18 protein-coding genes are annotated in these 26,545 nt (G+C 45.2%); 15 read left to right on the top strand and 3 right to left on the bottom strand.

Features of this window, described 5'->3' with window-relative positions; all coding sequences use genetic code 11:
- Positions 1-230: 230 nt before the first annotated feature.
- The 9 genes from RHEIN_RS02440 to RHEIN_RS02480 all read left to right on the top strand — a co-directional run bounded on the left by RHEIN_RS02440 (position 231) and on the right by RHEIN_RS02480 (position 15,510).
- Entirely contained in the window at positions 231-2,381 is a 2,151-nt protein-coding gene (locus RHEIN_RS02440) for a DUF1302 domain-containing protein (RefSeq protein ID WP_008897382.1), read from the top strand.
- A 20-nt stretch (positions 2,382-2,401) separates the two neighbouring features.
- Complete coding sequence (locus tag RHEIN_RS02445; protein WP_008897383.1) at positions 2,402-3,763, top strand: DUF1329 domain-containing protein; 1,362 nt, start codon at positions 2,402-2,404, stop codon at positions 3,761-3,763.
- A 76-nt stretch (positions 3,764-3,839) separates the two neighbouring features.
- Complete coding sequence (locus RHEIN_RS02450) at positions 3,840-4,859, top strand: WD40/YVTN/BNR-like repeat-containing protein (protein ID WP_008897384.1); 1,020 nt, start codon at positions 3,840-3,842, stop codon at positions 4,857-4,859.
- Position 4,860: 1 nt separating this feature from the next.
- Positions 4,861-7,179: an efflux RND transporter permease subunit gene (locus RHEIN_RS02455; RefSeq protein WP_008897385.1), complete on the top strand. Its 2,319-nt coding sequence runs from the start codon at positions 4,861-4,863 to the stop codon at positions 7,177-7,179.
- 237 nt (positions 7,180-7,416) lie between these two features.
- Positions 7,417-12,252: an NAD-glutamate dehydrogenase gene (locus RHEIN_RS02460; protein ID WP_008897386.1), complete on the top strand. Its 4,836-nt coding sequence runs from the start codon at positions 7,417-7,419 to the stop codon at positions 12,250-12,252.
- 101 nt (positions 12,253-12,353) lie between these two features.
- Positions 12,354-13,367: a quinone-dependent dihydroorotate dehydrogenase gene (gene pyrD, locus RHEIN_RS02465; RefSeq protein ID WP_008897387.1), complete on the top strand. Its 1,014-nt coding sequence runs from the start codon at positions 12,354-12,356 to the stop codon at positions 13,365-13,367.
- Between the two features lie 109 nt (positions 13,368-13,476).
- Positions 13,477-13,995 carry a cell division protein ZapC domain-containing protein gene (locus tag RHEIN_RS02470; protein WP_008897388.1) on the top strand — a complete coding sequence of 173 codons (519 nt, stop codon included), beginning with the start codon at positions 13,477-13,479 and terminating at the stop codon, positions 13,993-13,995.
- 98 nt (positions 13,996-14,093) lie between these two features.
- Positions 14,094-15,272: a lysophospholipid acyltransferase family protein gene (locus RHEIN_RS02475; protein ID WP_008897389.1), complete on the top strand. Its 1,179-nt coding sequence runs from the start codon at positions 14,094-14,096 to the stop codon at positions 15,270-15,272.
- A complete protein-coding gene (locus RHEIN_RS02480; RefSeq protein ID WP_008897390.1) occupies positions 15,250-15,510 on the top strand; it encodes a DUF2960 domain-containing protein in 261 nt (86 codons plus the stop codon). Before RHEIN_RS02475 ends, RHEIN_RS02480 begins: the two co-directional genes overlap by 23 nt.
- A 79-nt stretch (positions 15,511-15,589) precedes the next feature.
- On the opposite strand, the gene RHEIN_RS20255 is transcribed toward RHEIN_RS02480, so the two are convergent.
- A complete protein-coding gene (locus tag RHEIN_RS20255) occupies positions 15,590-18,598 on the bottom strand; it encodes an HD domain-containing protein (protein WP_008897391.1) in 3,009 nt (1,002 codons plus the stop codon).
- A gap of 204 nt (positions 18,599-18,802) precedes the next feature.
- On the opposite strand from RHEIN_RS20255, the gene RHEIN_RS02490 reads away from it, so the two are divergent.
- Positions 18,803-18,985 carry a type II toxin-antitoxin system CcdA family antitoxin gene (locus RHEIN_RS02490; RefSeq protein WP_008897392.1) on the top strand — a complete coding sequence of 61 codons (183 nt, stop codon included), beginning with the start codon at positions 18,803-18,805 and terminating at the stop codon, positions 18,983-18,985.
- Positions 18,986-19,085: 100 nt separating this feature from the next.
- Here the strand turns inward: RHEIN_RS02490 and RHEIN_RS02495 are convergent, their stop codons facing one another.
- Positions 19,086-19,514 (bottom strand): DUF192 domain-containing protein, encoded by a 429-nt coding sequence (locus tag RHEIN_RS02495; RefSeq protein ID WP_008897393.1) that lies wholly within the window; start codon positions 19,512-19,514, stop codon positions 19,086-19,088.
- A 97-nt stretch (positions 19,515-19,611) separates the two neighbouring features.
- The gene (ald, locus tag RHEIN_RS02500; RefSeq protein ID WP_008897394.1) at positions 19,612-20,733 is read right to left on the bottom strand and encodes an alanine dehydrogenase; all 1,122 of its coding nucleotides are present in this window, start codon (positions 20,731-20,733) and stop codon (positions 19,612-19,614) included.
- Between the two features lie 135 nt (positions 20,734-20,868).
- Between ald and lrp the strand changes: the two genes are divergently transcribed.
- From lrp to crcB, 5 genes are all read left to right on the top strand, one after another.
- Entirely contained in the window at positions 20,869-21,354 is a 486-nt protein-coding gene (lrp, locus tag RHEIN_RS02505) for a leucine-responsive transcriptional regulator Lrp (RefSeq protein ID WP_008897395.1), read from the top strand.
- A 197-nt stretch (positions 21,355-21,551) separates the two neighbouring features.
- Positions 21,552-24,209, top strand: a complete 2,658-nt coding sequence (locus RHEIN_RS02510) for a DNA translocase FtsK (protein ID WP_050801132.1) — start codon at positions 21,552-21,554, stop codon at positions 24,207-24,209.
- An 11-nt stretch (positions 24,210-24,220) separates the two neighbouring features.
- A complete protein-coding gene (gene lolA, locus RHEIN_RS02515) occupies positions 24,221-24,847 on the top strand; it encodes an outer membrane lipoprotein chaperone LolA (protein WP_008897397.1) in 627 nt (208 codons plus the stop codon).
- Positions 24,844-26,169: a replication-associated recombination protein A gene (locus tag RHEIN_RS02520; protein WP_008897398.1), complete on the top strand. Its 1,326-nt coding sequence runs from the start codon at positions 24,844-24,846 to the stop codon at positions 26,167-26,169. Before lolA ends, RHEIN_RS02520 begins: the two co-directional genes overlap by 4 nt.
- Positions 26,169-26,543 (top strand): fluoride efflux transporter CrcB, encoded by a 375-nt coding sequence (gene crcB, locus RHEIN_RS02525; RefSeq protein WP_008897399.1) that lies wholly within the window; start codon positions 26,169-26,171, stop codon positions 26,541-26,543. Before RHEIN_RS02520 ends, crcB begins: the two co-directional genes overlap by 1 nt.
- The last annotated feature ends 2 nt before the right edge of the window (positions 26,544-26,545 follow it).

Here is a 26,545-nt window from a genome sequence, read left to right on the forward strand (position 1 = left end):
TAGATGATCTTCACTCAACTGGTCAAACCGGATTGAGTGGCAGTAGGGTACTTTAAGCAGGGCAAAGGGAAAAAACTGAATAAAAATCAACAGATTTGACTGTTCGCAAGCCTTGCGCCACGATCAAAATGATGTAATGATTTCTTCGATACAAGCTGACCTCCGAGCAGTTGGTTGGCTCAAAATAAAAAATAACAAAATACCTGCAGGGACAGGGGGGGAGATAACGAATGAATACTAAGCCAGGTGCCTTCGTCAGAAGTACTTTAGCTCTGGGTGTTGCTTCTGCACTATTGGCCTTGTCGGCCACCAGTGCTCAGGCTGCCACCTTTGATTTTGATGATGTGAAAGTTGTATTTGACTCTACGTTTTCTTACGGTGCCAGTTGGCGTGCCGAGGATCGCGACTGGGACACCATCAGTAAGGTGAACCACCCACGATTCAACTGGACAAATTACAGTGCTTTTAGCAATCCTATTTACACAGGTGCACAAATTTGGGCTCAACCTGGTGCGTATTCCAGTAATGGTGATGCCGGTAACCTGAATTATGACCGCGGCGATATGTTCTCAGAAGTGTTCCGTGGTACTCATGAATTATCTATAGCTAAAGATGATTTTGGCTTTTTTGGTCGTTTCACTTACTTCTACGATTCTGCCTTAATGGATGAAGAGGGTGCTTATACCAATCCTATTTCAGGCAACAGAGCAGACCCTTGTGCTGATGACGACGCAAAAGCTTTGGCGTGTCGTGATCTACGTTTATTAGATGCTTATGTCTATGGCAACTTTGCATTAAACGATGGCGCAAATCCGTTATCTGTGCGGGTAGGTAATCAGGTATTAAGCTGGGGTGAAAGTACCTTTATTCAGCACGGTATTAACATTACTCCGATTGACGTGGGTGTAGCACGTAGCCCAGGCGCTGAATTAAAAGAAGCTTTTATTCCTGTTGGTATGGCATGGGCTTCTTTAGGTTTAACTGAAAACCTGACGGCTGAAGTGTTTTATCAGTACGAGTGGAAAAACAGCTATCTGCCAGTGCCAGGCACTTATTTCTCAACCAACGATTTTGCTGGTAAAGGTGGTTACGACCAGAATATTCAGTTAGGTTTTGCGGGTAACCCGGATATCGATCTTGATTTCCTCGTCAGCGAAATGAACTTAATATCACAAAGCGCACCGGCTTTACTGGCTGCTTTGACAAACCCCGCAGCGACAACGGCTCAGCGTAATGCCGCTGTAAACGCTATGCTGGCTTATTCCACTAAAGTCACCTTAAGACCAAAAGGCTCTGCAGGTGAAATTGAACCTGAAGACGGTGGTCAATACGGTCTTAAGCTTGAATATTTCGCGTCAGAGCTGAATGACACTGAATTTGCCGTTTACCATATGAACTACCACAGCCGTACCCCTCTGATTTCAGGTATAGCTTCAGATTTTGGTACTAAAGACCCGGTGACTGGTGTTCCAGGTCTGCAAGGCATACGGCAGTCTCTGCAATATCTGTCAGACAACGTCGGTGGTATTACCAAAGACAATATTGTCAATATGGATGTGTTTTCCAAAGGTCTGATTGAATACCCTGAAGATATTAAACTTTACGGTTTCAGTTTTAACACTACAGTAGGTGGCACCTCAGTGGCAGGCGAATTGTCCTACCGTCAGGATGAACCTCTGCAAATTGATGACGTGGAAATTCTGTACGCTGGTATGCCTGAGCAGTTAGCCAACGCAGGTTTGCGTGGTGAACTGGAAGGGATCAGTCAGATTGGCCGTTTTGATGGTAACAAAGTAGCTCCGGGCGATTCTGCTCAGGGTTACATTCTGTCTGACACCACTCAGGCTCAGGTGACTATCACTCACTTATTTGGTCCTATGTGGATCGCTGATAACTTCTCTATGTTAGCTGAAGTGGGTGGTATCAAAATTAACGATATGCCGGATCCATCGGTGTTACGTTTAAATGGTCCAAATACAGACCGTAGCGGTGGTCCTTTGATGGGTACCATCAATGGTGGTCCTCTGGTGAATAAAGATGGTGTGCATACCGCATTATCTAATGGTGCCGAAACTAACCCTTTCCCAACTGCATCAGCCTGGGGTTACCGTTTATTAGCTAAAGCAGATTTCAACGACGTGTTTGCTGGTGTGAATATGTCACATCGTGTGGTGTTCTCTCATGACGTGAACGGTATTACACCTGATCCACTGTTTATGTTCTCCAAAGATAAAAAATCTGTGGGTTACACTGTTGCTTTTGATTATCTGAACCGCTGGTCATCTGAGTTTTCTTACAATGCCTTCTGGGGTGGTGTAGGCACAACGAACAATACAGCTGACCGTGATTTTGTATCTTTTAACATTAAATACTCTATTTAAGGGACGAGGCGAAAACCATTATGAAAAAACTCACCCTGATTGCATCCACTATTGCGCTGGTTCTTAGCTGTGGTGCTATTGCGAAGTTAACTCCGGATCAGGTAGCCCGTCTGGGTGCTGATCTGACGCCGCTGGGCGCGGAAAAAGCAGGTAATGCCGATGGCAGTATTCCGGCATGGGAAGGTGGTATTACTGCAGCTCCTGCTGGTTACAAACCAGGTGATCACCACCCTGATCCATTTGCTGGCGACAAAGTACTCTTCACTATTGATAAATCCAATCTGGATCAATACAAAAACATGTTGAGTCCAGGTCAGATCAAGCTGTTTGAAGCTTATCCAGACAGTTACAAAATGAATGTGTACCAAAGCCGCCGTACCGCGTCTTACCCACAGTATGTTTATGATGCAACAAAGAAAATTGCAGCAAACGCAGAACTGGTAGAAGGTGGTAACGGTATCATTAACGCAGCCATTGGTATTCCTTTCCCAATTCCTGCGAACGGTTTAGAGGCGATTTGGAACCATATTTTACGTTTCCGTGGTGTCGCAGCCAGCCGTAACGGCGGTCAGGTTGCACCTACAGCTTCTGGTGACTACGTGACCATCGGCTTTGATGAACAAATTATGTTCAAGTATTCAGCGCCTGATGCGACAGTTGAAGCGCTGGAAAAAGAAAATATTTTGTTCCGCTTTAAGCAAGCTGTGACTACACCAGCTCGTTTGGCCGGTACTGCGCTTTTAGTGCATGAGACTATGGATCAGGTAAAAACACCTCGTCAGGCATGGACTTATAACACTGGTCAACGCCGTGTACGTCGCGCACCAAACGTCGCTTATGATGCACCAGGTACAGCTTCTGATGGCCTGCGTACTACAGATGACTTTGATATGTTTAATGGTTCACCAAACCGTTATGACTGGAAGTTAGTGGGTAAACAAGAGCTGTTTATTCCTTACAATAGTTATAAACTGCACAGCAAAGACGTGAAGTATGCCGACTTGATCAAACCAGGTCACATCAATCCTGAATACGTTCGCTGGGAAAAACACCGTGTCTGGGTGGTGGAAGCCAACCTGAAAAGTGGCACCAGCCATGTGTATGGCAAGCGCGTATTCTTTATTGACGAAGACAGCTGGCAGGTTCACGTAGCAGACTTGTATGACAACAGAGGCGAGTTATATCGTGTTGCTGTGGCCCATGGTCTGAACTACTACGAAGTACCAACACACTGGAGTACGCTGGAAGTTTTCCACGATCTGAATACCCGTCGTTATATTGCGATTGGTTTAGACAACGAAGACAAGATGTATGATTTCTCTGTGCCGTTAACAGACAACGACTTTACCCCAGCGGCCTTACGCCGTGAAGGTACCCGTTAATCTGTAAACATTGAATAAACGGTTGGCTTTATGCCAACCGTTTTTGTTTTTAAATTGATGCTGAGTGTAAACTCTAATGAAGGTTAAACTTTTATCCTCTGTCGCAGCGCTGCTGCTGACAACCCAAATTCAGGCTGAGTCTGCGGCACCAACGCCTTCTTACATGATGCCTTTGGCTGAAAAAGCTGTGCTGACGGATTTGATCCGCGTCAATGACCAGCTTTTTGTTGCTGTGGGCGATCGTGGCCATGTGTTGGTCAGTAAAGACAGCAGCCACTGGAATCAAATTCAGACCCCTGTGCAAAGCTTGTTTACTTCAGTCTATTTTTCCGATGACAAACATGGTTGGGCTGTAGGGCACGACGCGACTATTATTGCCACACAAGACGGTGGTCAAAGCTGGCAGTTGCAGCAATTTAAACCAGAAACGGACAAACCTCTGTTTGATATTTTATTTGCTGATGCCAACAATGGCATAGCTTTAGGTGCTTATGGCATGTTTTACCGGACTACTGATGGCGGTAAAAGCTGGTTAGATGAATTTCATCTGGAACTGGTTGGCGCTGAGGATCAGGAGTATTTGAAAGAGCTGCAGGAAACCGACCCTGATGCCTATTTAGATGAACGGGCATCTGTATTGCCACATTTTAATCGCATTTATCAACACAACAATGTGTTGTATCTGATTGGTGAAGCGGGTTTTTTTGCAACCAGTTCAGATTTTGGCAAAAGCTGGACCCGTCATCCTGAATTTTACAATGGCTCTTTATTTGGCCTGGCTATGACAGCAAAAAACACGCTGATTGCAGCAGGTTTACGCGGCAATGTGTTCAGAAGTACGGATCTGGGCCAAAGCTGGCAAGAAGTACAACATGGCCAAAGCAGCACATTAAACAGTGTGTTAACTGACGCAGGCACTATCTATCTGACGGGTAATGCCGGTACTTTGTTAGTTAGCCAGGACGATGGTGTCAGTTTTACCTCTGTGCCAACACAAGACAGTAAAGCCATTTTGAATGCCGTCGCAGTCAAGGATCAGCTGATTATAGTGACCGAAGCTGGAATTCGAACCTTAGCAATCAAGAAGCCGGAATAACATGAGTCTGAACCGAATTGTAACCAGCTGCGAGACGGTATTATTCCGTCACAGACCTGCTGTGATTGTACTTTTTATACTCGCCACTTTGTTTTTATTATTTAAAGCCAGCCAGATCAAACTGGATGCTGCTTTTACGAAGAATATTCCTCTGCAGCACGAATATATGCAGACTTATATGCAACACGCCAAAGATTTTGGTGGTGCCAATAATATTCTGGTGTCGGTTTGTGATGCCAAAGGCAATATTTTTAATCCGGATTTTTTTGCATCCTTTAAAAAAATCCATGATCAAATTTATTACCTGCCGGGAGTAGACCGTAGCCTGGTCAAATCTTTGTACAGCCCCAGCACGCGTTTTGTTGAGGTGGTAGAAGATGGCTTTGCCGGTGGTCCTGTAATTCCGGCGGAGTTTGCGCCTACAGCTGAAGGCTTGGCAGTGGTTAAATCCAATGTGGAGAAAGCCGGTATTGTCGGCCGTATGGTGGCTGACGATTTCAGCTGCGCTATGGTGACAGCACAACTGTTAGAAGTAGACCCTGATACCCAGCAGAAACTCGATACTATTAAGTTTGCTGCGGATCTTGAACAGCAGGTGCGCGGTCAATACCAAAACGAAAATCTGACCGTACATATCATAGGTTTTGCCAAAATGGTCGGTGATGTGGCTGACGGTGCTAAAGGCGTATTGGCCTTTTTTGCTGTGGCCATCGTTATTACTGCCATCATGGTTTATCTGTTTAGCGGTTCTGTGATGCTGACCTTATTGCCTATCAGTTGCTCGTTAATTGCTGTGATCTGGCAAATGGGCACGCTGACTGTGTTAGGTTTTGGTATAGACCCCATGTCGATACTTGTGCCATTTCTGGTATTTGCTATAGGTGTCAGTCATGGCGTACAGATGATCAACGCCACAGGTAAAAACGTCGCTTTGGGCATGGATGCAAAAACTGCAGCTCAGGCCAGCTTCCGTAAGCTGTTGATCCCAGGTGGTATTGCGCTGCTATCCGATACAGTTGGTTTTTTAACCTTGTTGATTATTGAAATTGGTGTGATCCGCGAGTTGGCTATCACCGCAAGTTTGGGTGTGGGTATTATTATCCTGACCAACCTGATCTTATTGCCAGTATTGATGTCTTACGTCAAATTTAGCGACAAGTACAAGCAGAAAGTACAAACTCCTCATCCCCGTATAGAAAAGTTCTGGTACAACTTATCTGCTTTTGCCACCCCTAAATATGCTGTGGTCATTTTATTAGCTACGGCAGCGCTCTTTGCTTTGGGCTGGCAGCAAAGTTCTTACCTGAAAATTGGTGATTTGCATCCAGGCGCTCCGGCCTTGCATGAAAGTTCAGTCTATAACCAGGATACCTTCCTGATCACAGACCGTTATGCGATTTCAGTGGATTACATCAATGTGATGGTAGAAACACCAGCCAATGGCTGTACTTTCCATGATGTGATGAACAGGGTGGATCAGTTCCAGTGGCAAATGGAAAACGTGCCAGGAGTGCAGTCAGCAGTCTCTTTGGCGTCCGTGTCTAAGTCCATTAATGCGGCCTTTAACGAAGGCAATATGAAATGGAAAGTATTGCCTCGTACTACAGAAAGCCTGGTGCAGTCATCCAGCAGGGTAGAAACCAGTACGGGTTTACTGAACAGTGATTGTTCTGTGATGCCGGTGATCCTTTTCTTAAATGATCATAAAGCCGAAACCATAGAAACTGTGGTCGCTGCTGCGAAAAAAGCGGGCGCTGAACTCAGCACAGACGAGGTGAAGTTTAAGTTAGCTTCAGGCCCTGTAGGTGTCATGGCTGCAACCAATGAAGCGGTAGCTGCAGCCCAGACGCCTATGATGTGGTATGTCTATGGTGCCGTGATAGTGCTGTGTTTAATCAGCTTCCGCTCAGTCAAAGCCACTGTTGCCGTCATAGTTCCGCTTTATGTAGTGTCGGTGCTGGCTACCGCACTGATGACCAAACTTGAAATAGGTTTAACTGTATCCACTTTGCCGGTGATAGCGCTTGGGGTAGGTATAGGTGTCGACTACGGTATTTATATCCTGTCGAACATGACGCAATTGCTGCGTGATGGTATGCCACTGCGTCAGGCTTATTTCACTGCATTAAAAGAAACGGGCAGTGCAGTATTGTTTACGGGTATTACCTTAGCTATTGGTGTCAGCACCTGGGTATTCTCAGCGCTGAAATTCCAGGTGGATATGGGCATATTGCTGACCTTTATGTTTTTAGTGAACATGTTGGGTGCAATTTTGGTATTACCTGCGCTTGCAGCCTTTTTCTGGCGAAAAAATAACTAGTTTTTTTTATGTAAAAAGTTGCATGTTTAAACAAGAAAATGGCCGTAAGGCCATTTTCTATTTACAGCGGATGAATAACTTGTCAAATCAGCTATTTTTACTCTGGTACAACCAGTAACAAAGACATAAATAAAGCTCGAAAAGCCCGTCAATACTCAATAAACTTCGCACCTGACACGCTCTGTATGTAAGTAAACCCGGTATCAACAGGCCGAGGTTTCAAAAAAGGATACAAAAATGGCACTGATAGACGGTCAACCTTCTGTACTACTACAAAATGTAAGTAAGCTTATTCGTTCTAAAGTCAAAGATCAGGTCGAACTGGTCGAAAAATTTGCCCACACTCTGTATGGCAATATGTCTCATGAAGATTTGTTTGGTCGTAACGACAGCGATTTATATGGCGCTGCGCTTAGCTTATGGCAAAGCTTTAATGGTCATACCGGAGGGACAGCACTGATCCGGGTGTTTAACCCTGAAATTGCAAAACACGGCTGGGAATCTAAACACACTATCGTAGAAATAGTGGTCAAAGACAGCCCGTTTTTAGTGGACTCTGTTCGTATGGCGTTAACACGTCAGTCCATTACCACTCATTTGTTATTGCATTACCCACTTCAAACGCTCCGTAACGATAAAAACGACATCACGGACTTTTTTAAGCTGGGCACTGTAGAGCAAGCCAGCGCAGAACAAACTGTGTTCCATATCGAAATTGATCGCATGACAGACAAAGCTGCAGTAGAAGGCTTAACCTCTGAACTGCAGTCTGTGATGGAAGATGTGTCTTTAGCTGTGCAGGACTGGAAACCTATACGTGCAAAATTGTTGCAGGTGATAGCTGACTTGCCAAAACAAGCGTCAGTGAATGCAACTGAACTTGATCAAGCCGTCGAATTCTTAAACTGGATGGCAAAAGACAATTTCACCTTACTTGGCTATCGTGAATACCGCATCAAAGCGGTGGAAGGCGATCATAAAATTGAAAGCGTCAACGACAGCGCTTTAGGTTTAATGCGCCGTTCTACGTCACGAGATTTAATGTTGTCTGATTTACCAGAGCAGGCGCGCAAACAAGCTTTAAATACGTCGTTGCTGATCCTGACCAAAACCAATAATAAATCCCGAGTGCACCGTCCTGCCTATATCGACTACGTCGGTATTAAACGTTTTGACGACAAAGGCCATGTGATAGGGGAAGACCGTTTTATTGGTTTGTATTCATCCTCTTTATACAACAACAGCGCCGCTGATATTCCGTTGTTGAAAAACAAGCTGGCGAAAGTGATGGGCAAATCTGGTTTTGCTCAGGGTACCCATGCTTACAAAGCACTGCTGAATATTCTGGAAACTTATCCACGGGATGAGTTGATCCAGGCGACGACAGACGAGCTGTTGGATGTGTCGACAGGCGTACTGCAAATGCAGGAACGTGACATGACACGTTTATTTGTACGCAAAGACGCCTTTGGCCGTTTTGTGTCAGCTATGGTGTATGTGCCCCGTGAGCGATACAACACTCAGTTGCGTAAAGTCACCCAACAAATTCTGGCGCAGTCTTTGGGCAGCACTGAAGCAGTAGAATTTACGACCTACTTCTCTGAATCTGTGTTGGCACGTACCCATTATTTCGTTCGGATCAACGATAACAATATCGAGTTTAATGTGAAAGAAATTGAACGCAATTTAGTTGAAGCGGCCCGTACCTGGGAAGATAAACTGGAAGCTGCGCTGGTTGGCCATTATGGTGAAGCCCGTGGCCGTGAGCTGGGTCGCAAGTACCTGACCGCTTTCCCTTCGTCCTACAAAGACGAAATGTTGCCAAACGATGCTTTGGTTGACATTGAAAAAATTGAGTCGCTTAACGACGAACACCGTCTGGACATGCTGTTTTACCGTCCACAGGAGGAGCGTAACGACAGCAAAGCTGTGCGTTTGAACCTGTTCCACAAAGACCACCCAATCCATTTATCAGATGTATTGCCTATTCTGGAAAACTTCGGTTTACGAGTGATAGGTGAAACTCCTTATGCGGTGCGTTGCCCGGATGGCTCTGTCAGCTGGATTTTAAACTTCGCTATGGAAGTCAACGGCGCTATGCCAACAGACTTCGAACAGGCGCAGTTATCTTTCCAGGATTCTTTTGCCAAAGTATGGAAAGGCGATCTGGAAGACGACGGTTTTAACCGTCTGATTTTAGGCGCTGGTTTAACAGGTCGCGAAGCCTCGTTATTACGTGCTTATGCTAAATACAAACGTCAGATCGGTGGTACGTTCAGCCAGTCTTATGTAGAAAACGCTTTTGCCCGTTATCCAAAACTGGCGCATTTGTTAGTGCAGCTGTTTAACACCAAGTTCGACCCAGAAAACACCGGTGATGCAGCAGCTATCGAAGCCATTGAAAAGCAGTTAAACGAGCAGTTAGACAACGTAGTAAACCTGGATGATGACCGTATTATCCGTCGTTTTGTTGCCATGATGTCGGCGACCTTACGTACTAACTACTTCCAGCCCAATGCGCAAGGTCAGCAGAAGAGCTACATCTCCTTTAAGGTGAAGTCGTCTTTAGTGCCGGATATGCCATTACCAGTACCAGCTTTTGAGATTTTTGTGTACTCACCGCGCGTTGAAGGTGTGCATTTACGCGGCGGTAAAGTAGCCCGTGGTGGTTTGCGTTGGTCAGACCGTCGTGAAGACTTCCGTACTGAAGTTCTGGGTTTGGTAAAAGCTCAGCAAGTGAAAAACACTGTAATAGTACCAGTAGGTGCTAAAGGTGGTTTTGTTTGTAAAAAATTACCAGAAACAGGCGGTCGTGAAGCTTTCTTAAACGAAGGTAAAGAATGTTACCGCACCTTTATCCGTGGTTTATTAGACGTGACCGACAACATAGTGCAAGGCCAGATAGTTCCGCCTAAATCTGTGGTGCGTTTAGACGAAGATGACCCGTATTTAGTAGTAGCAGCCGATAAAGGCACAGCCACGTTCTCTGATATAGCCAATGCTATTTCTGCTGAATACAACCACTGGTTAGGTGATGCTTTTGCATCAGGTGGTTCAAATGGTTATGACCACAAAGGTATGGGTATTACAGCCCGTGGTGGTTGGGAGTCGGTGAAACGTCACTTCCGTGAAGTGGGCATTGACTGTCAGACCACTGATTTCACTTGTGTGGCTATAGGTGATATGGCCGGTGACGTCTTTGGTAACGGTATGCTGTTATCCAAACATATCCGTCTGCAGGTGGCATTTAACCATATGCACATTTTTGTTGACCCGAATCCGGATGCAGCAAAAACTTTTGTTGAACGTGAGCGTTTGTTTAACCTGCCAACGTCCACCTGGGATGATTACGATAAGTCGTTGATCTCAGAAGGTGGTGGTTTGTTTGCCCGTAGCGCCAAGTCCATCAAGCTGACTCCACAAATTCAGCAGATGTTGGGCACTACTGCAGTCAGCCTGACGCCTAACGAATTTATCCGCGCCGCCTTGATGATGGAAGTGGATCTGATTTGGAACGGTGGTATTGGTACTTATGTCAAAGCCACTGACGAAACTCATGCAGAAGTCGGTGACCGTGGTTCAGAAGCAGTTCGCGTCAATGGTAAAGACGTGAAGGCCAAGATGATAGGCGAGGGTGGTAACTTAGGTACTACCCAGCGTGGCCGTATCGAATACGCTGCCAATGGTGGCCGTATTAACACCGACTTTATTGACAACGTGGGTGGCGTAGACTGTTCAGATAACGAAGTAAACATCAAAATTCTGTTAAACGCTCTGGTAGCCAGCGGTGATATGACACTGAAGCAACGTAACGAGTTATTGGCAGCAATGACCAGTGATGTGGCCGACATTGTTATTAACGACTGTTACCGTCAAACTCAGAGTATTTCTGTGTCTTCAGTGCTGGGCGCTGAGCAGATGAAAGAATACACCCGCTTTATCCATTCACTGGAAAAAGATGGCAAGTTAAACCGTGAACTGGAGTTTTTACCTTCAGACGAAGCCCTGGCAGAACGCACTGCTAAAGGTCAGGGTTTAACCCGTCCTGAGCTGGCCATTCTGACCGCTTACGGCAAGATGGTGATGAAAGAGTGGCTGGTACTGCCGGAAATTTATGAAAACAGTTACTTCAAACGCCATCTGTTTACTGCATTTCCAAAAATGTTACAGCAGAGTTATGCCAAAGAGATGGAAACTCACCCGTTAAAGGCTGAGATCATCGCCACCAAACTGGCGAACCTGATGGTTAACGATATGGGCGCTAACTTTGCTCAGCGTATGATGGAAGAAACAGGTTCTTCTGTGGCTGAAGTTGCAGTTTGTTACACCATAGCCCGCGACTTGTTTGATGTGGAAGCGGTGTGGACCAAACTGGAAGAGCTGGATAACGTCATTCCAGCTGCACTGCAAATTAAACTGTTCCACCAGTTACGTCGCACTATGCGCCGCACCACGCGTTGGTTCTTACGCCACCGTAACAAAGCGCTGGATATTCAGCAGACTATTGATTTCTTCAAACCAGCTTTTGTTGAAATCAGCAATAACCTGCAAAAACTGCTGGCCCCGGCCGAAGCGGAGCAACTGGCAGCCAACGAACAAGCCTTTATTGAACAAGGCGTGCCTGCTGATGTTGCCCGTTATTTAGCTCAGCTGAGCACCAGCTTCTCTGTGATGGATATTGCACAAGTAGCTGATGCTGAGAAAAATTCTCTGCTGTTAAGCGCAGAAATTTACTTCAAGTTGGGTGATCGTTTGGATCTGCACTGGTTCCTTGAGCAAATTACTCAGCAACCTGTGGCAAACCACTGGCAGGCTCTGGCCCGCGCTTCATACCGCGAAGAGCTGGACTGGCAACAACGTGCGTTATCTGCAGTAGTGATACGTGGTTGTGCAGGAGCTTGTGATGCAGAAGCTGTGATCGGCAGCTGGATCACTGAGCATGAACCAGTACTGTCGCGCTGGCGCCATATGCTGGCCGAGTTCAAAACCACCAAGAGCCATGAGTTTGCTAAATTCTCAGTGGCACTGCGTGAACTGATGTTACTCAGCCACCACTGTGATCCTGTGAAATAATTCAGGTTCCAGCTAGAATACACCGGCTCTTTTTAGAGCCGGTGCTTTTTACAGCACACTATGGTATTTGCCTTCCCCTTTACTGATAAAAGCAGGTTGTTATGTTCTATTCAATGGCGCGTTCTTTAATGTTTTGTACAGATGCTGAGTTTTCACACCACCTGGCCCTTGGCAGCTTAAAGCATTTAAAAAATACCCCGGCATCATTGCTGTGGCGTCAGGATTTGCCGAAAAAACCTGTCACAGTAGCCGGTATCCATTTTGATAATCCAGTAGGTTTAGCTGCTGGCCTGGATAAAAATGCCGATTGTATCGACGCTTTTGGTCAGATGGGTTTTGGCTTTATTGAAGTAGGCACAGTGACTCCACGGCCACAGGTCGGTAATGACAAACCACGTTTATTCCGTTTACCTGAAGCCAACGCCATTATTAACCGCATGGGGTTTAATAACAAAGGTGTGGACTATCTGGTTGAGAACGTGAAAAAGTCGACTTACAAAGGTGTGCTTGGCATCAATATAGGCAAAAACAAAGACACGCCCAACGAGCAGGGTAAAGACGACTACATTGCCTGTATGCGTAAGGTCTATGCCCACGCCAGTTATATCACGGTCAATATTTCTTCGCCCAACACACCGGGTTTGCGGGATCTGCAATTTGGTGACGCGCTGTTTGATTTATTGCAGGCGGTGAAAAATGAGCAGCTGGATTTGCAGGCTCAGCAAGACAAATACGTGCCAATTTTTGTCAAAATAGCGCCTGATATGGACGAAGTGGCAGTGCAGCAAGTGGCCGAAACTTTGCTTCGCAGCAAAATGGATGGCGTAATTGCGACCAACACCACCCTGGATAAAAGCTCAGTGCAACACCTGAAATATGGCAATGAAATGGGCGGTTTAAGCGGTTTGCCCGTGCAACAAAAAAGTACAGAGATTATCCGCCAGTTCCGCGCTGCATTAGGACCACAACTCCCTATTATTGGCGTAGGTGGTATAGATTCAGCTAAAGCTGCACAGGAAAAAATGGACGCCGGCGCTAACCTGGTTCAGGTCTATTCTAACTTTATTTACCAGGGCCCTGCTTTGATTAAAGAGATCGTAGAAAGCCTGAAATAGCCCATATGCCGATCAATTTTGGATCCCTGAATCTTAGTCCAAAATAATCTTTAACAGGCGTTAAAAACAAGTGTAGAAAGGCAACATCTTGAATTCACAAGGATTGAGTATGTTGTCTTTATGCCCTGACTGGTGCTGGCAGTATTGCGTTGAGCAAGACCGTTTGGTGTTGCAGTTATCAAACAGCCACCATATTCAAACTGCCTTTAGTGCCAAAGAATTGAAAATGTTACCAGAGCAGCAACGCCTGTGCATGGAACAAGCCCAGCTGTTGATGGATTTTGCCGAAGCTTTGGAAGGCTTATTGCCTGATACTGAACTCTTGACAGTTGCAGCTCAGGCCGTTGCTGCTTTGAGTTTTGTTAAAGCTCCTGTGCAAAAAAGTCACTTGTTTAACTTCTCCAGCATCGAATGTCATACCAATTTAATGAGCATCGCAAAACTTGAAGGTGCAAGCCGGGCTAAAGTGGTGCTGGTGGCCAAAGCAGATCCTATGGTGGATTGCCTGCTGCTCGAATCGATGGAGCTGTTAAACGGCAAGCAGTTAGCTGCAGGCCAGCTGGTTCGGGTGCAACAAAACCGTTTAATGCCGGTGCAATTTGCGCCTCTCTACGCTCTGACTGCCTAATAAAACATCAACTGCAAAGTGATCGGGCCAGATTGCTCTGGTGATCCGTCTGACAACGGGTAGAATAGGGCTCATTTACAACTTTGGGTTTAAAAGCTGTGCCAAATCAAACGGATCCTTTTCAGGATATTCGCCCTTATTTTGACCATGAAGTACCACAAGCGATTAGTCGTTTATTGGACGACGCCGATTTTTTGCATGCCATTTTAAATTACCGTCTGGCCAGCTGGCCTAAAACCGTTCGTTATTTGTTTACTCCTGTATTGCGTTGGTTATTGGCGCGCAAAGCCAAAGGCCTGCGTACTGTGGCCGATGTGCAAAATATGGTGGCTGATTTCTTACAGCAAAGCCTGCAGAAAAGCTCTGCTGGTGTCAGTGTCAGTGGCCTGGAACATCTCGATCCAAAACAAGCTTATTTATTTATATCCAACCATCGTGACATTGCTATGGATCCTGCGTTGCTGAACTGGTGTCTGCATCAAAAGAGCATGGACACTGTGCGTATTGCCATTGGCGATAATCTGCTGAAGATGCCCTGTGCCACTGAGCTGATGAAACTGAATAAAAGCTTTATCGTCAAACGCTCTATTAAAGCTCCCCGCGAAATGCTAAAGGCTCTGGGCCATTTGTCGGCTTATATCAAAGATTCTCTTGAGACTGGCCATTCCATCTGGATAGCGCAAAAAGAAGGCCGGGCTAAAGATGGTTTGGATCAAACCGACGAAGCTATTTTAAAAATGTTTAATATCGAAGGTAAAAAACGCGGTATGGATTTTGCGACTTATATGCAGTCGCTCAATATAGTGCCAGTGTGTTTATCTTATGAATTTGACCCTTTGGATCAGGCCAAAGCCAACGAGCTGTATATGCTTGCCAGCACGGGCGAATACAAAAAATCTGAAATGGAAGATATTCAAAGCATAGTGCAGGGCATAGTAGGGCAAAAAGGCCGGGTGCATGTGCATTTTGGCGAAGCCATTCAGGCTACGTTTCAGGACCCTGCCGCTTTAGCTGCGGAGATTGACCGCCAAATCTGGGCTGGTTATAGGTTATATCCGGTCAATTATTTAGCCGCAGAAATGGACGTAGAATTGGACCCTGGCGAAGACAGTCTGTGGTACCAAACCAAAATGGCTTCATTACCTACAGAATTAAGATCCTATGTGCAGCAAATGTATGCAGCACCCGCACTGAAACAGCAGCAGACTTTAGCGCAGCAAGAACAGCTGGCTGCACAACACAAGGAGCTGGAAGATGGCGCGACATATCAGTTATAAATTCAAAGGTGAATGGAAAAAAATTCCTTTCAGCTACGACAAATACGCCGATAGCTACGAAGCCGTCGCTGCAGCCGAAGGCATAGACTTAACTGCCTTTCGTAAAATGGAGCAGCAAGTCGCCATTACCGCCAAAGGCACAGGTGCGCTGAAGGACTATCGCAAAAACGCTTTTGTTAAAATGGGCTTTAGCGAAATTTTGCTGCTGCGGGATGATCAGGAACCTTTTAATCTTTGATATGTAATATTATTTGGTGCAATTACTCAGAACATTGCACCTTGAAGTCGCCAGCAAACTGTTAAAAATCTTATGTAGATTAATCAATTAATTCTCTACTACGTCTCCATTCGACTTTGTGTGGGCTATTTTCCATAACCGTATTATCTATATAGTTAATTAGTTGTTTATAAATGTTCTTTATTTCAGCTATAGGTAAGTCGGATTTGAGATTGGGCTGAACCCACATACAAAGCGCTTCCAACTGGACATCAGTACATTCAATTGAATTAACTATGTCTCCTAAGTTACCCTTGAACAAATAAGGTAATAATAATATATCTGACTCAGGGTGAACGAAATCAAAAAGATCATAAGCTCTTACTTCTTTTCCCTCTTTTAAAAATAGTTTTGACCAAGCACTGTTTTTCTCACAATGTAAAGTATATCTCCTGTTTCTCCGACCTCGAATGCAAGATGCCAGACTGTTTGACAAACTATCTTCATTATAATACGGTTGGTATTCTCTCTTTAGCTGATAATAAACCATTTTTCTGTAGCGACTGGTATTTGTCTGTTTTGTGGGCATATTTTTTCCAGCATCTATTATTTGAATGGTTCCCTTAATCGTTTTTAACCAATAGCTGAACATTATATGCATGCTTAAGTCACGGATATCGCTGCCAAACGCTATGTCACAATTAGCTGGCACTTGACCATCAGATGCTCGTTTGGCAACGAATAACTCGTTACAACCAAATGCATCATTATATGTTTGATGTTTTGAATGCTCTGGGCAGTTAAGGTTTAACCATTCCTCTGATAATTTTTTAGCCAGATCAATCCAATCTGCGCCATACCCAATAGCCATCGCCTCCAAAAATAGTGAATAAGAGTGTCTATTCTTACCCTCAAGTAGTTCGCATTGTTCTATGTTTGATAAATCATATTGAACTTGGTCTTTTAGCGCTTCCAAGAGAACGTCTCTAAATTCTGTTTCTGCATCATTTATTAGGCGCTCTCTATTTGCTGTAAGCCATGAACTTGCTTTTCCTGACATAAGATTCATTTCAATATCTACATATGGTATAACTTTTTTATATTCAAATGATTGTCCACGAAAAAATACACTCAGGTAGTTAAACCAGTCATTTGGAGCATACTTTAGTGTAAGTTGATGTTTGCCTATACTAATCAGCCTTCTGCTTTCTGTATTTATATTGGGCTCAATATCAATATGGTGCTTTCCATCTTTAGTAACTAGTTGAGGGATCGTTTGAATAAGTGAGTTCTCATAGAATTCTAAAAACTTATCTGCTATTGTCGCTGCTTCAAGCGGAAATGTTTCATGAAGTACAGGGTCCATAGACGCAAAAAATTGGCTTGAAACTTTTCTGTTTTCTCTCGAAGACAATACCCAAGAGCGAGCAAATTTATCTAACTCAAACTCAGCTTTAATTTCTGTTCCAAAAGGGTGCGTAAAGTCATTATCCATTAACTCTAAGCTGACTAAGCCTTGTTTCGGTCCTGTTGGACTATACAATGTCACTTTTAGTACTTGATTCGTGAATATGCTTTTTGTTGTGACAATTATTTCGTCGCAAAGCAGGAAAATACTTTGCAATCCAATACCAAAAGTACCGGAAGGTTTCATCCATTCAGGCATAGTATTTATTCGGTTTTGCCGCTCAGTATTTCTATGTGAACCACCAATCTGCAACATATAACCTAAATCATCTAAACTGATGCCAGTTCCTTCGTCGGATATCGTCAAGCACCAGCGAGATTTGTCAGGGTTGCTTCCGGTTCCTAGTTCGGTCAGGGTTGCTTTGACATTAGCTGAATTAAGAAGCTCTTGCATTTTTGGAGTGTAGGGTGACTCATAGTCAGCGGGCGAAAGTTGTTTTTCGTTTAAAAGCCATATTTTCAACAAAGTTGCATCTACAGCATTTTGTAATAATTCGCGGATACAGGAATATTTTGAGCTGTATAAGTTGTTACCCTGAAGTAGTTCTATTGCTTTTTTTGTATCTAATCCAAATTGTGGTTTTTGTCCTTCATTGAGGATTTGTAGTTTTCCACTCAACCTTACTTCAAGCGCCCCAAGGGTAGGTAGCAAGCCTAAGTCTCGGCTGGGCACGATATCTTGCCAATTTACCATCTGATATTGGATTTCTTGCTTCAGCCAGTTAAACCAGTTAAATGTCTCCAGATAGCCATCAATCGACGAGCATTCTGCGCTAATTTCAATACGCTCCCTGTCTATCCTCAAATGCCGAATACCAGCATGCTTATCTTCATGTGCTTTGGTCAACTGAGGCCTGTTTTCACCTGCTATACGCTGCATAACAGGGCAAAACCTGTTGTCGTCCAGATCAAGCAAATCGCCCATACGCAGTAAGCAAGCAATAAATCGTGGGTGACAATCTTCTTGGGCTAAACCAGCTTCACGAAATGGCAGGCCTTTAGGGCCTAAAATTTCTTCGAACGGAGCACCATGCATTTGGCAGACACGGCCAAGTAACTTGAAAAGTCGGGCTGGAATTAGTTCTGTTCTGGGGGAGCTGATGCCAGCACTATCCCATGGCGTTTGGACTATTTTTTCTGCTCTGGCTGGATGTTGTCGTCTAAACCATTCAGCCATCAGGTTACGAAAACTTTCTACTGCTTCCAATGGAGTATTGGAGCCAGAGAAGCAGGTTGTCATTTTTTTTGTGTCAAAACTTTTAGCGAATGTGTGGAGCGGGTTATTTGGTTCGTTGCGAATTGAATTCAGATAGTGTTTGAACTCCTGAGTCGCAAAAGCTTCTTCAATGTCGCTTTGGGGGACAACCATACCAATGTCATGCCAGTAGGCTGCTTCAAGTAACAGCCATGTGTCAGTAGCCGTGAGGAGCTTAATATCTTCCCCCAGTAACCGCTCAATGTTGATTAGAATTTGTTTGCTATGAGATTCATCGTGGCGGCTATAGTGCGGAAAAATACTGCCAATAGTCTGTAGGGCTTTAGGTATTAACTTCTCATCAAAGCCCCACTGATTAACAAGCAGTGATAATGCGGAGTGTTCTTTTTCTTTATCTTTTAAATGCTGTATTAACCGATCTGCCATAGTTCGCCGCCTTTCTTCCTTGTTTTTACGTGGGATGAATATCTGAACAGTCTTAGCGCTGTTTATGGAAACAAGATGACATGCGACAAAGTGTTTGTAAATTCAGATTAGCGCCTCTCATAATGAGAGGCTAAATAAACTTACCTGCACATGCCAATGTGCATATGCAATTTTTCTAGCATAGACAATCTTGTAGAGGTTTTTATGGCCGATTTGTATGCTGTAGCAGCACCCCAAAAATCAGCGCCCCTTGAGCGTGCGCTGAAAGAAAAACTGACTAAATACGAAGCGGCTCAGTGGGTTGAAGATAATAGTGCAGCCATTAAACGCTACAACGAATTTGTGGAACAGCATGGCTGTTTTGGTGATGAATTCAGGAGCTTTTAATCGCCGTTCTTGATGTATATGCAAAAATTGGACTTCGTTATCCATAAGTAATGTCTCTGTTGCAATGCCGCGTCGCGGCGATTGCAACCTACAGGTCCGATTAATCACATTTCTTACCACAACGGATAATCTTAGTACCGGCTGCTAAACCCTGAGCTTTAAACCAACCTTGCGGCATTTCCAAAGCGCCTATAGCCGGACCTTGGGATTTTTTGCCTTTTTTATCATAGGGATAAAGGAATTGTATTGGCTCTATGGTCCAGTCCGCTTTGATATAGGCGATATCCAGTGGCACTTTGGTGTTCAGCATCCAAAATGACAATATGCGCTCTTCTTCGTAAATAAATAACATGCCGTTTTCTACTTTATCGCGGTACATCAGGCCGCGGGCGCGTTGCTCTGTGGTTAAGGCCAGCTCTACTTCGAGTTCAAGGTGGCCCACTTTGATCCATTCTTTTTCAAACTGGATATCCTCAACAGCAACAACAGAAAAACTTAAAGCAAAAAGCGCAGATAACAGATAGTTCATGATAAAAAACCTTTGAGGATCAAGCCGAAAGACTAACGGAATTTGCAGAAAAAAAAAGGGCGACCTAAGGCCGCCCTGATAAGAAGTGCTGTAAAAATTACAGTGCTGCTAACACTTGCTTAGGTTCAACAAATGGCAGATTTAACGCGTCTGCTACGTGTTGGTTTACCACATGACCATTGATCACGTTTAAGCCGTTTAACAGGTGTGCATCGTCCAGCAATGCCTGTTTGTAGCCTTTGTTGGCTAAACGGATAATAAATGGCAAAGTAGCGTTGTTCAGAGCAAAAGTAGACGTCAGTGGCACTGCGCCTGGCATGTTGGCCACACAGTAATGCACTACGTCATCAACAATGTAAGTTGGATCAGCATGAGTAGTGGCTTTAGAGGTTTCTACACAACCGCCCTGATCGATAGCCACGTCAACAATGGCAGAACCAGGCTTCATACGTTTGATATGATCCGCAGTCACCAATTTAGGTGCAGCAGCGCCTGGAATTAATACACCACCAATGACTAAGTCAGCAGATAACACATGTTTTTCCAGCGCATCTACAGTGGAGTACACAGTTTTTACTGCGCCGTTGAACTGAGCATCGATACGACGTAATACGTCTACGCTGCGGTCCAGTACCACAACGTCAGCACCCATACCCACAGCCATCTGAGCTGCGTTAGTACCGACCATACCGCCACCAATGATGACAACTTTGGCAGGCTCAACACCAGGTACGCCACCTAATAACATACCGCGACCGGCACATGATTTCTCTAAAGCACGGGCACCAGCCTGAATAGACATACGGCCAGCAACTTCAGACATAGGGGCTAATAAAGGCAAGCCACCACGGTTGTCTGTGACTGTTTCGTAAGCGATACAAATAGCTTTGGATTTGATCAGGTCTTCTGTTTGCGGCAGATCCGGTGCTAAGTGCAGATAAGTGAACAGGATTTGGCCTTCACGTAACATAGCGCGTTCAACAGCCTGTGGCTCTTTTACTTTGACAATCATGTCAGCTTGAGCAAAAACTTCAGCTGCAGTTGCTAATACTGTTGCACCAACGGCCTGATAGGCGTCGTCACCAAAACCAATGCCACTACCTGCATTGTGTTCAACAATAACACTGTGGCCCAGAGCTGTCAGTTCACGCACGCTGGCTGGGGTCATACCGACGCGGTATTCGTGGTTTTTAATTTCTTTAGGTACGCCAATAATCATGATATTCCGCCTGTGTAGGGTTGGGTAAAATTTTTGCCTAGTATAGTTATAGATTTGTAGTTTTACCTGTTGTTTTTTCGATGAAGTGCAGTTATAAATCCTGTTATAAATTCAAAAGTAAAATTTTTATCTGCTATGTACGAAACCAGTAAAAGTGTGAAAAAACTAGACAGGATTGACCGCAAAATTCTGACTGAATTGCAAAAAGATGGCCGTATTGCCAATGTTGAATTGGCCAAAAGGGTAGGGCTCAGCGCAACTCCTTGTCTGGAGCGGGTGCGTAAATTAGAAGCCGAAGGCTATATTCTGGGCTATACAGCGCAGGTTGACCCGAATAAAGTAGGTTCCGCGTTACTGGTTTTTGTTGAGATCACCTTAAGTAAAACTTCACCCGAGGATTTTGATGAGTTCAGCAAAGCGGTGCAGAAGTCGCATGAGATCCAGGAATGCCATTTAGTGTCCGGTAGTTTCGACTTCTTACTCAAAACCCGGGTTGCTAATATGGCGGCTTACCGTGAGTTGTTGGGCGAAACCTTATTACGTTTACCCAGTGTGCGCGAAAGCCGTACTTATGTGGTGATGGAAGAAGTAAAACAGACCACTTTTATTGCGGTGAACTGATTCAGGCGTCTTCAATAGGGCTATAGCATCAAAGACGTAGGGGTTTTGTACAGCCGGTGTTCAGGCGTTAAAGTTTATATAAGCCTTAGTCGCTGTAGTTATAGTCAATAAGGCTGTAGCTTCAGGTTATGCGGCCATAAAGGGGTGCATCAGAGTTGTCTCTCTGGTATCTTAAGTGGGTAGAATTCTTAGAATAAATGGGACTTGTTGTGTTGAGTGAAGCCAGAAGGTTGCGAGCCAAATTATTGTTTTCTTTAAACGGAATGCAGCGTTTATCTGAAGTAGGGTTAATCCTCAGCTTTGGTTTAGCTGCCTTTATGTTATTGGCTTTGATGTCATTCGATCCGGCCGACCCAAGCTGGTCTCAGGCGGGTTATCAAACCGCTGTGCATAATTACGCAGGGCCTAAAGGCGCCTGGATTGCTGATATTCTGTTATTTACCTTTGGCTGGATAGCTTATTTAGTGCCGCCACTGGTGGCCTTTGCTGGTTATTTGTTAACTCGCCGCGCTAAAGCGCTGATGGAGATGGACTTTCTGATCCTGGGTTTACGCCTTATAGGTTTAGTTTTAACTATCCTTTGTGCCAGCGCCATCAGCAGTATTAACTTTAACGATATTTTCTATTTTTCATCCGGCGGCGTAGTAGGGGATGTTGTCACTTCTATGCTGATGCCAAACTTTAATTTTATTGGCACCATACTGTTACTGCTCTGTGGTTTATCTACGGGTTTAACTTTGGCTACAGGTATTTCCTGGGTCACAGTGGCAGACGAGCTGGGCGCTTTAACTATGCGTCTGCTGGTGGCGTTGTATCAGGCTCCAACCCGTTTAGGACATTATCTGGCGCAGCGCTCTGCGGCTAAAGCGGCGTCGCCTTTATCCTTTCAAACCGAATCCACAGTACCGCAACAGCGTCGTGAACCAGAAATGGACACTGAAATGTCCAAACTGACGCACACCGAACCTGCTGTGGCACCGGAAATTATCAGATTAAGCCCTGTGCGTAACGAAGCCACAGAGTCCGCCTTTGTTGCACCTGAAGAAGAACAAATTCCTTTGCCAGAGATTGAAGAGGTGCAAACTCAGCCAAGCCGGGCTTATTTCCCTGGAGCAGAGCGGGTAGAGCCTTTGCCTTTTGCTCCTTTGGATGAAAAAACCGAAGCAGTGGCTTTTGTTAGTGTAGATACGCTGGCTGACGACGATTTAAGTTTTTCAGCTGTGGACGATGCTTATTACCCTGAGCAATTACAACATCTGGAACAAAGTTTTGCAGAGTTAGAACGTCAGGCTGTGGTTGAGCCAGTGATGATCGACGAGGAAGAAGACGATACACCGGACGCTGCTCATTTCAGTCCGGATGATTTACCTTCTTTAGCTTTATTAGACAGACCAGACAAGGCCACTAATCCTATAGATCCTGCTGATTTAGAGCGTGTATCCCGTTTAGTGGAAACCAAGCTGCTGGATTTTGGTGTCGATGCCAAAGTAGTAGCTGTATTGCCTGGCCCTGTGGTCACCCGTTTTGAGCTGGATTTAGCACCAGGCGTGAAAGTCAGTAAAATTACCGGTTTATCTAAAGACTTAGCTCGTTCTTTATCTGCCATCAGCGTGCGGGTAGTAGAAGTGATACCGGGTAAGTCTTATATAGGTTTAGAGCTGCCTAACCAGTTCCGCGAAATAGTTCGTTTATCTGAAGTGATAGGCGACGACATCTTTATTCAGTCTAAATCGCCATTAACTATGGTGCTCGGTAAAGATATTGCCGGTAAATCCGTAGTGGCCGATTTAGGCCGCATGCCGCACTTATTGGTTGCCGGTACTACAGGCTCTGGTAAGTCTGTGGGTGTCAACGTAATGATCTGTAGTTTGCTGTATAAATCCACGCCTGAAGATGTGCGCTTTTTAATGATTGACCCCAAAATGCTGGAATTGTCTGTCTATGAAGGTATTCCGCATTTATTGACCGAAGTAGTGACCGATATGAAAGAAGCGGCCAACGGTCTGCGCTGGTGTGTCGGTGAAATGGAACGTCGTTATAAGCTGATGTCGGCCCTTGGTGTACGTAACTTAAAAGGCTACAACCAGAAAATTCAGGACGCCATAGCTGCAGGTACTCCTATTCGTGACCCGATTTGGAAGCCAAGCGATAATATGATGACCATGCCACCAGAGCTGGAGAAGTTGCCTTCTATTGTGGTGGTCATTGACGAATTTGCCGACATGATGATGATTGTGGGTAAAAAAGTAGAAGAGCTGATTGCCCGTATAGCGCAAAAAGCCCGTGCTGCAGGTATTCACCTGATTTTAGCGACACAGCGTCCTTCAGTGGACGTGATCACAGGTTTAATTAAAGCCAATATTCCAACCCGTATGGCCTTTCAGGTCTCGTCAAAAATTGACTCCAGAACTATTTTGGATCAGCAGGGCGCGGAAAGCTTATTAGGTCAGGGTGATATGTTGTATCTGCCGCCAGGTTCTGGTGTGCCTACCCGTGTGCATGGTGCTTTTGTGGATGACCATGAAGTGCATGCTGTGGTGTCGGACTGGAAACGCCGTGGTAAACCTAACTATATTTCCGAGATTTTAAACGGCGAGCCGTCAGAAGATAGTTTGCTGCCGGGCGAGAGTATGGAAGGCGATGACGCCGAATCCGATCCGCTGTTTGATCAGGCGGTGGCTTTTGTCACAGAAAGCCGCAAAGCTTCGGTTTCAGGTGTACAAAGACGCTTCCGTATTGGCTATAATCGCGCAGCCCGTTTGGTGGAACAAATGGAAATGAGTGGTATCGTCAGTGGTGCAGGCCACAACGGCAACCGCGAAGTATTAGCGCCTCCTCCTCCTAAAGTATTTTAACTAAGGTGTATATGAAAAAAACTGTAGCAAATAAAGCTGTTGTCCTGGTGTTGTCTCTGATGCTGCCTGCTTTTATGGCTGTGGCGGATCAGGCGGATGCTTTACAGAACAAATTAGCCCGCTTAACCAGTTTTCAGGCCAGTTTTGATCAAACCGTTGTGGATGCCAGCAACAAGCTGATCCAGCAAGGCGAAGGCATGTTGTCACTGAAGCAGCCTTCTTTATTTCGTTTTGAAACTCAGACGCCAGAGCCAAATCTGTTTATCGGCGATGGCAAAACGCTGTGGTTTTATGCTGAAGTTTTAGATCAGGTCAGTATTTATGATGCCAAAGAGCAAGTGCAGAAAACTCCTTTTGTGCTCTTAACTTCGCATGACCCTAAGTTATGGGCTCAGTACGATGTTACAGGCGCTGATGAGCAGTTTGATATCACACCAAAAGATCCTGGCAATGCAGTAAAAAAACTCAGCCTGAAATTTTCTGGTTTGGCGTTATCGCAAATGGTCGTGATGGACAGCAATGGTCAGAACAGCACTTTTGAATTTAATCTGGTGCAATACAACACACCGCTGGCATCAGAGCTGTTTGAGTTTGCTATTCCAACGACTGCTGAAGTGGATGATCAACGCGTCAAGTGAACAACCTCGGCTTTGAATTTCACGACGATATAAGGCCTCTGGCAGCGCTGCTGAGGCCAACTCAATTATCGGATTATGTCGGGCAGCAGCAAGTGCTGGGGCCTGGCACACCTCTGCGCAAAGCGATAGAAGCGGGGCGCATTTCTTCGCTCATTTTATGGGGCCCTCCTGGCACAGGCAAAACGACTTTAGCCGAGCTTATCGCCATTTATGCCAAAGCAGCCATTGCGCGTTTATCTGCTGTTACTGCTGGTGTCAAAGAAATACGCGAAGAAATTCAGGCCGCCAAACAACGTTTAGCCCAGAACCAGCGCACCTTGTTATTTGTTGATGAAGTGCACCGCTTTAATAAAGCACAGCAGGATGCGTTTTTACCTCACATCGAAGATGGCACCATTATTTTTATTGGTGCCACCACAGAAAACCCGGCTTTTGCGCTGAATAACGCTATGTTATCCCGTGCCCGTGTCTGTATTTTAAAAAAGCTGACAGCAGAGGATCTGACCTTGGTGACAGAGCGCGCTGTGGCTCATTATCAGCAGCATGGCCAGCAGGTTCAGATAAGCAGTGACGCCCAATCTTTATTGCTGCAACTGGCTGATGGCGATGCCAGACGTTTATTAAACTTATTTGAACAAGCGGTTGAAACTGCGCAGCAAGGCACAGCTGTGACTGAACTGACTGCTGACTTATTTCGTCAGTTGGTGCCACGGCAATTGCCGGGTTTTGATCAGCAGGGTGATATTTTTTACGATTTAATTTCGGCCTTTCATAAATCGGTGCGGGGTTCTAATCCTGATGCCGCTTTGTATTGGTACTGCCGTATTTTAGAAGGTGGCGGCGATCCTTTGTATGTGGCTCGCCGTCTGCTCGCTATCGCCAGTGAAGACATAGGCAATGCTGATCCACGGGCTTTAACTATAGCTTTGGATGCCTGGGATACCTTTGCCCGGGTAGGACCTGCCGAAGGTGAGCGGGCTATAGCTCAGGCTGCTGTGTATATGGCGTTGGCGCCTAAATCCAATGCGGTGTATAGCGCCTTTAACCAGATGCGCCAGTATGTGCAGCAACACCCCTCTTATGAAGTGCCGGATCATTTACGTAATGCGCCTACTGCTTTGGCAAAACAACAAGGTTTTGGCAAGGCCTATCGTTATGCACACAATGAACCTGGTGCATATGCAGCGGGTGAGGTGTATTTACCGGAGCAAATGGCTGGCCTGAAGTTTTACACGCCTTCTGATCGTGGCTTAGAGAAACAAATGCAGGACAAAATGGCCTATTTAGCTATGATGGACCAACACGCAAAAGGACAGGGTTAATGCATGCCTATCTGGCTGTAGCTATTGGTGGCGGATTAGGCGCTTGTTGCCGTTTTGGTTTAGGCGAATTAATGCTGCATCTTTGTGGTAAATCATTCCCTTTTGCGACTTTGCTGGTTAATATTCTCGGGTCTTTTGTATTAGGCCTGCTTTATGGCCTGTTTTTAGCCGAACATCTGACGGTTGATCCGTGGAAAACCTTGATCGGCGTAGGTTTTTTAGGTGCCTTTACTACCTTTTCGACTTTTTCACTCGACACTGTTTTACTGCTGCAACAAGGCGATTTGGTGAAAGCCGGCCTGAATGTTGTGCTGAACGTGCTGATTTGTTTAACACTCGCCTGGCTGGGTTTAAAGCTGGGCTCAATGAAGTAATC

This window comes from Rheinheimera sp. A13L (assembly GCF_000217935.1).
Classification (GTDB): domain Bacteria; phylum Pseudomonadota; class Gammaproteobacteria; order Enterobacterales; family Alteromonadaceae; genus Pararheinheimera.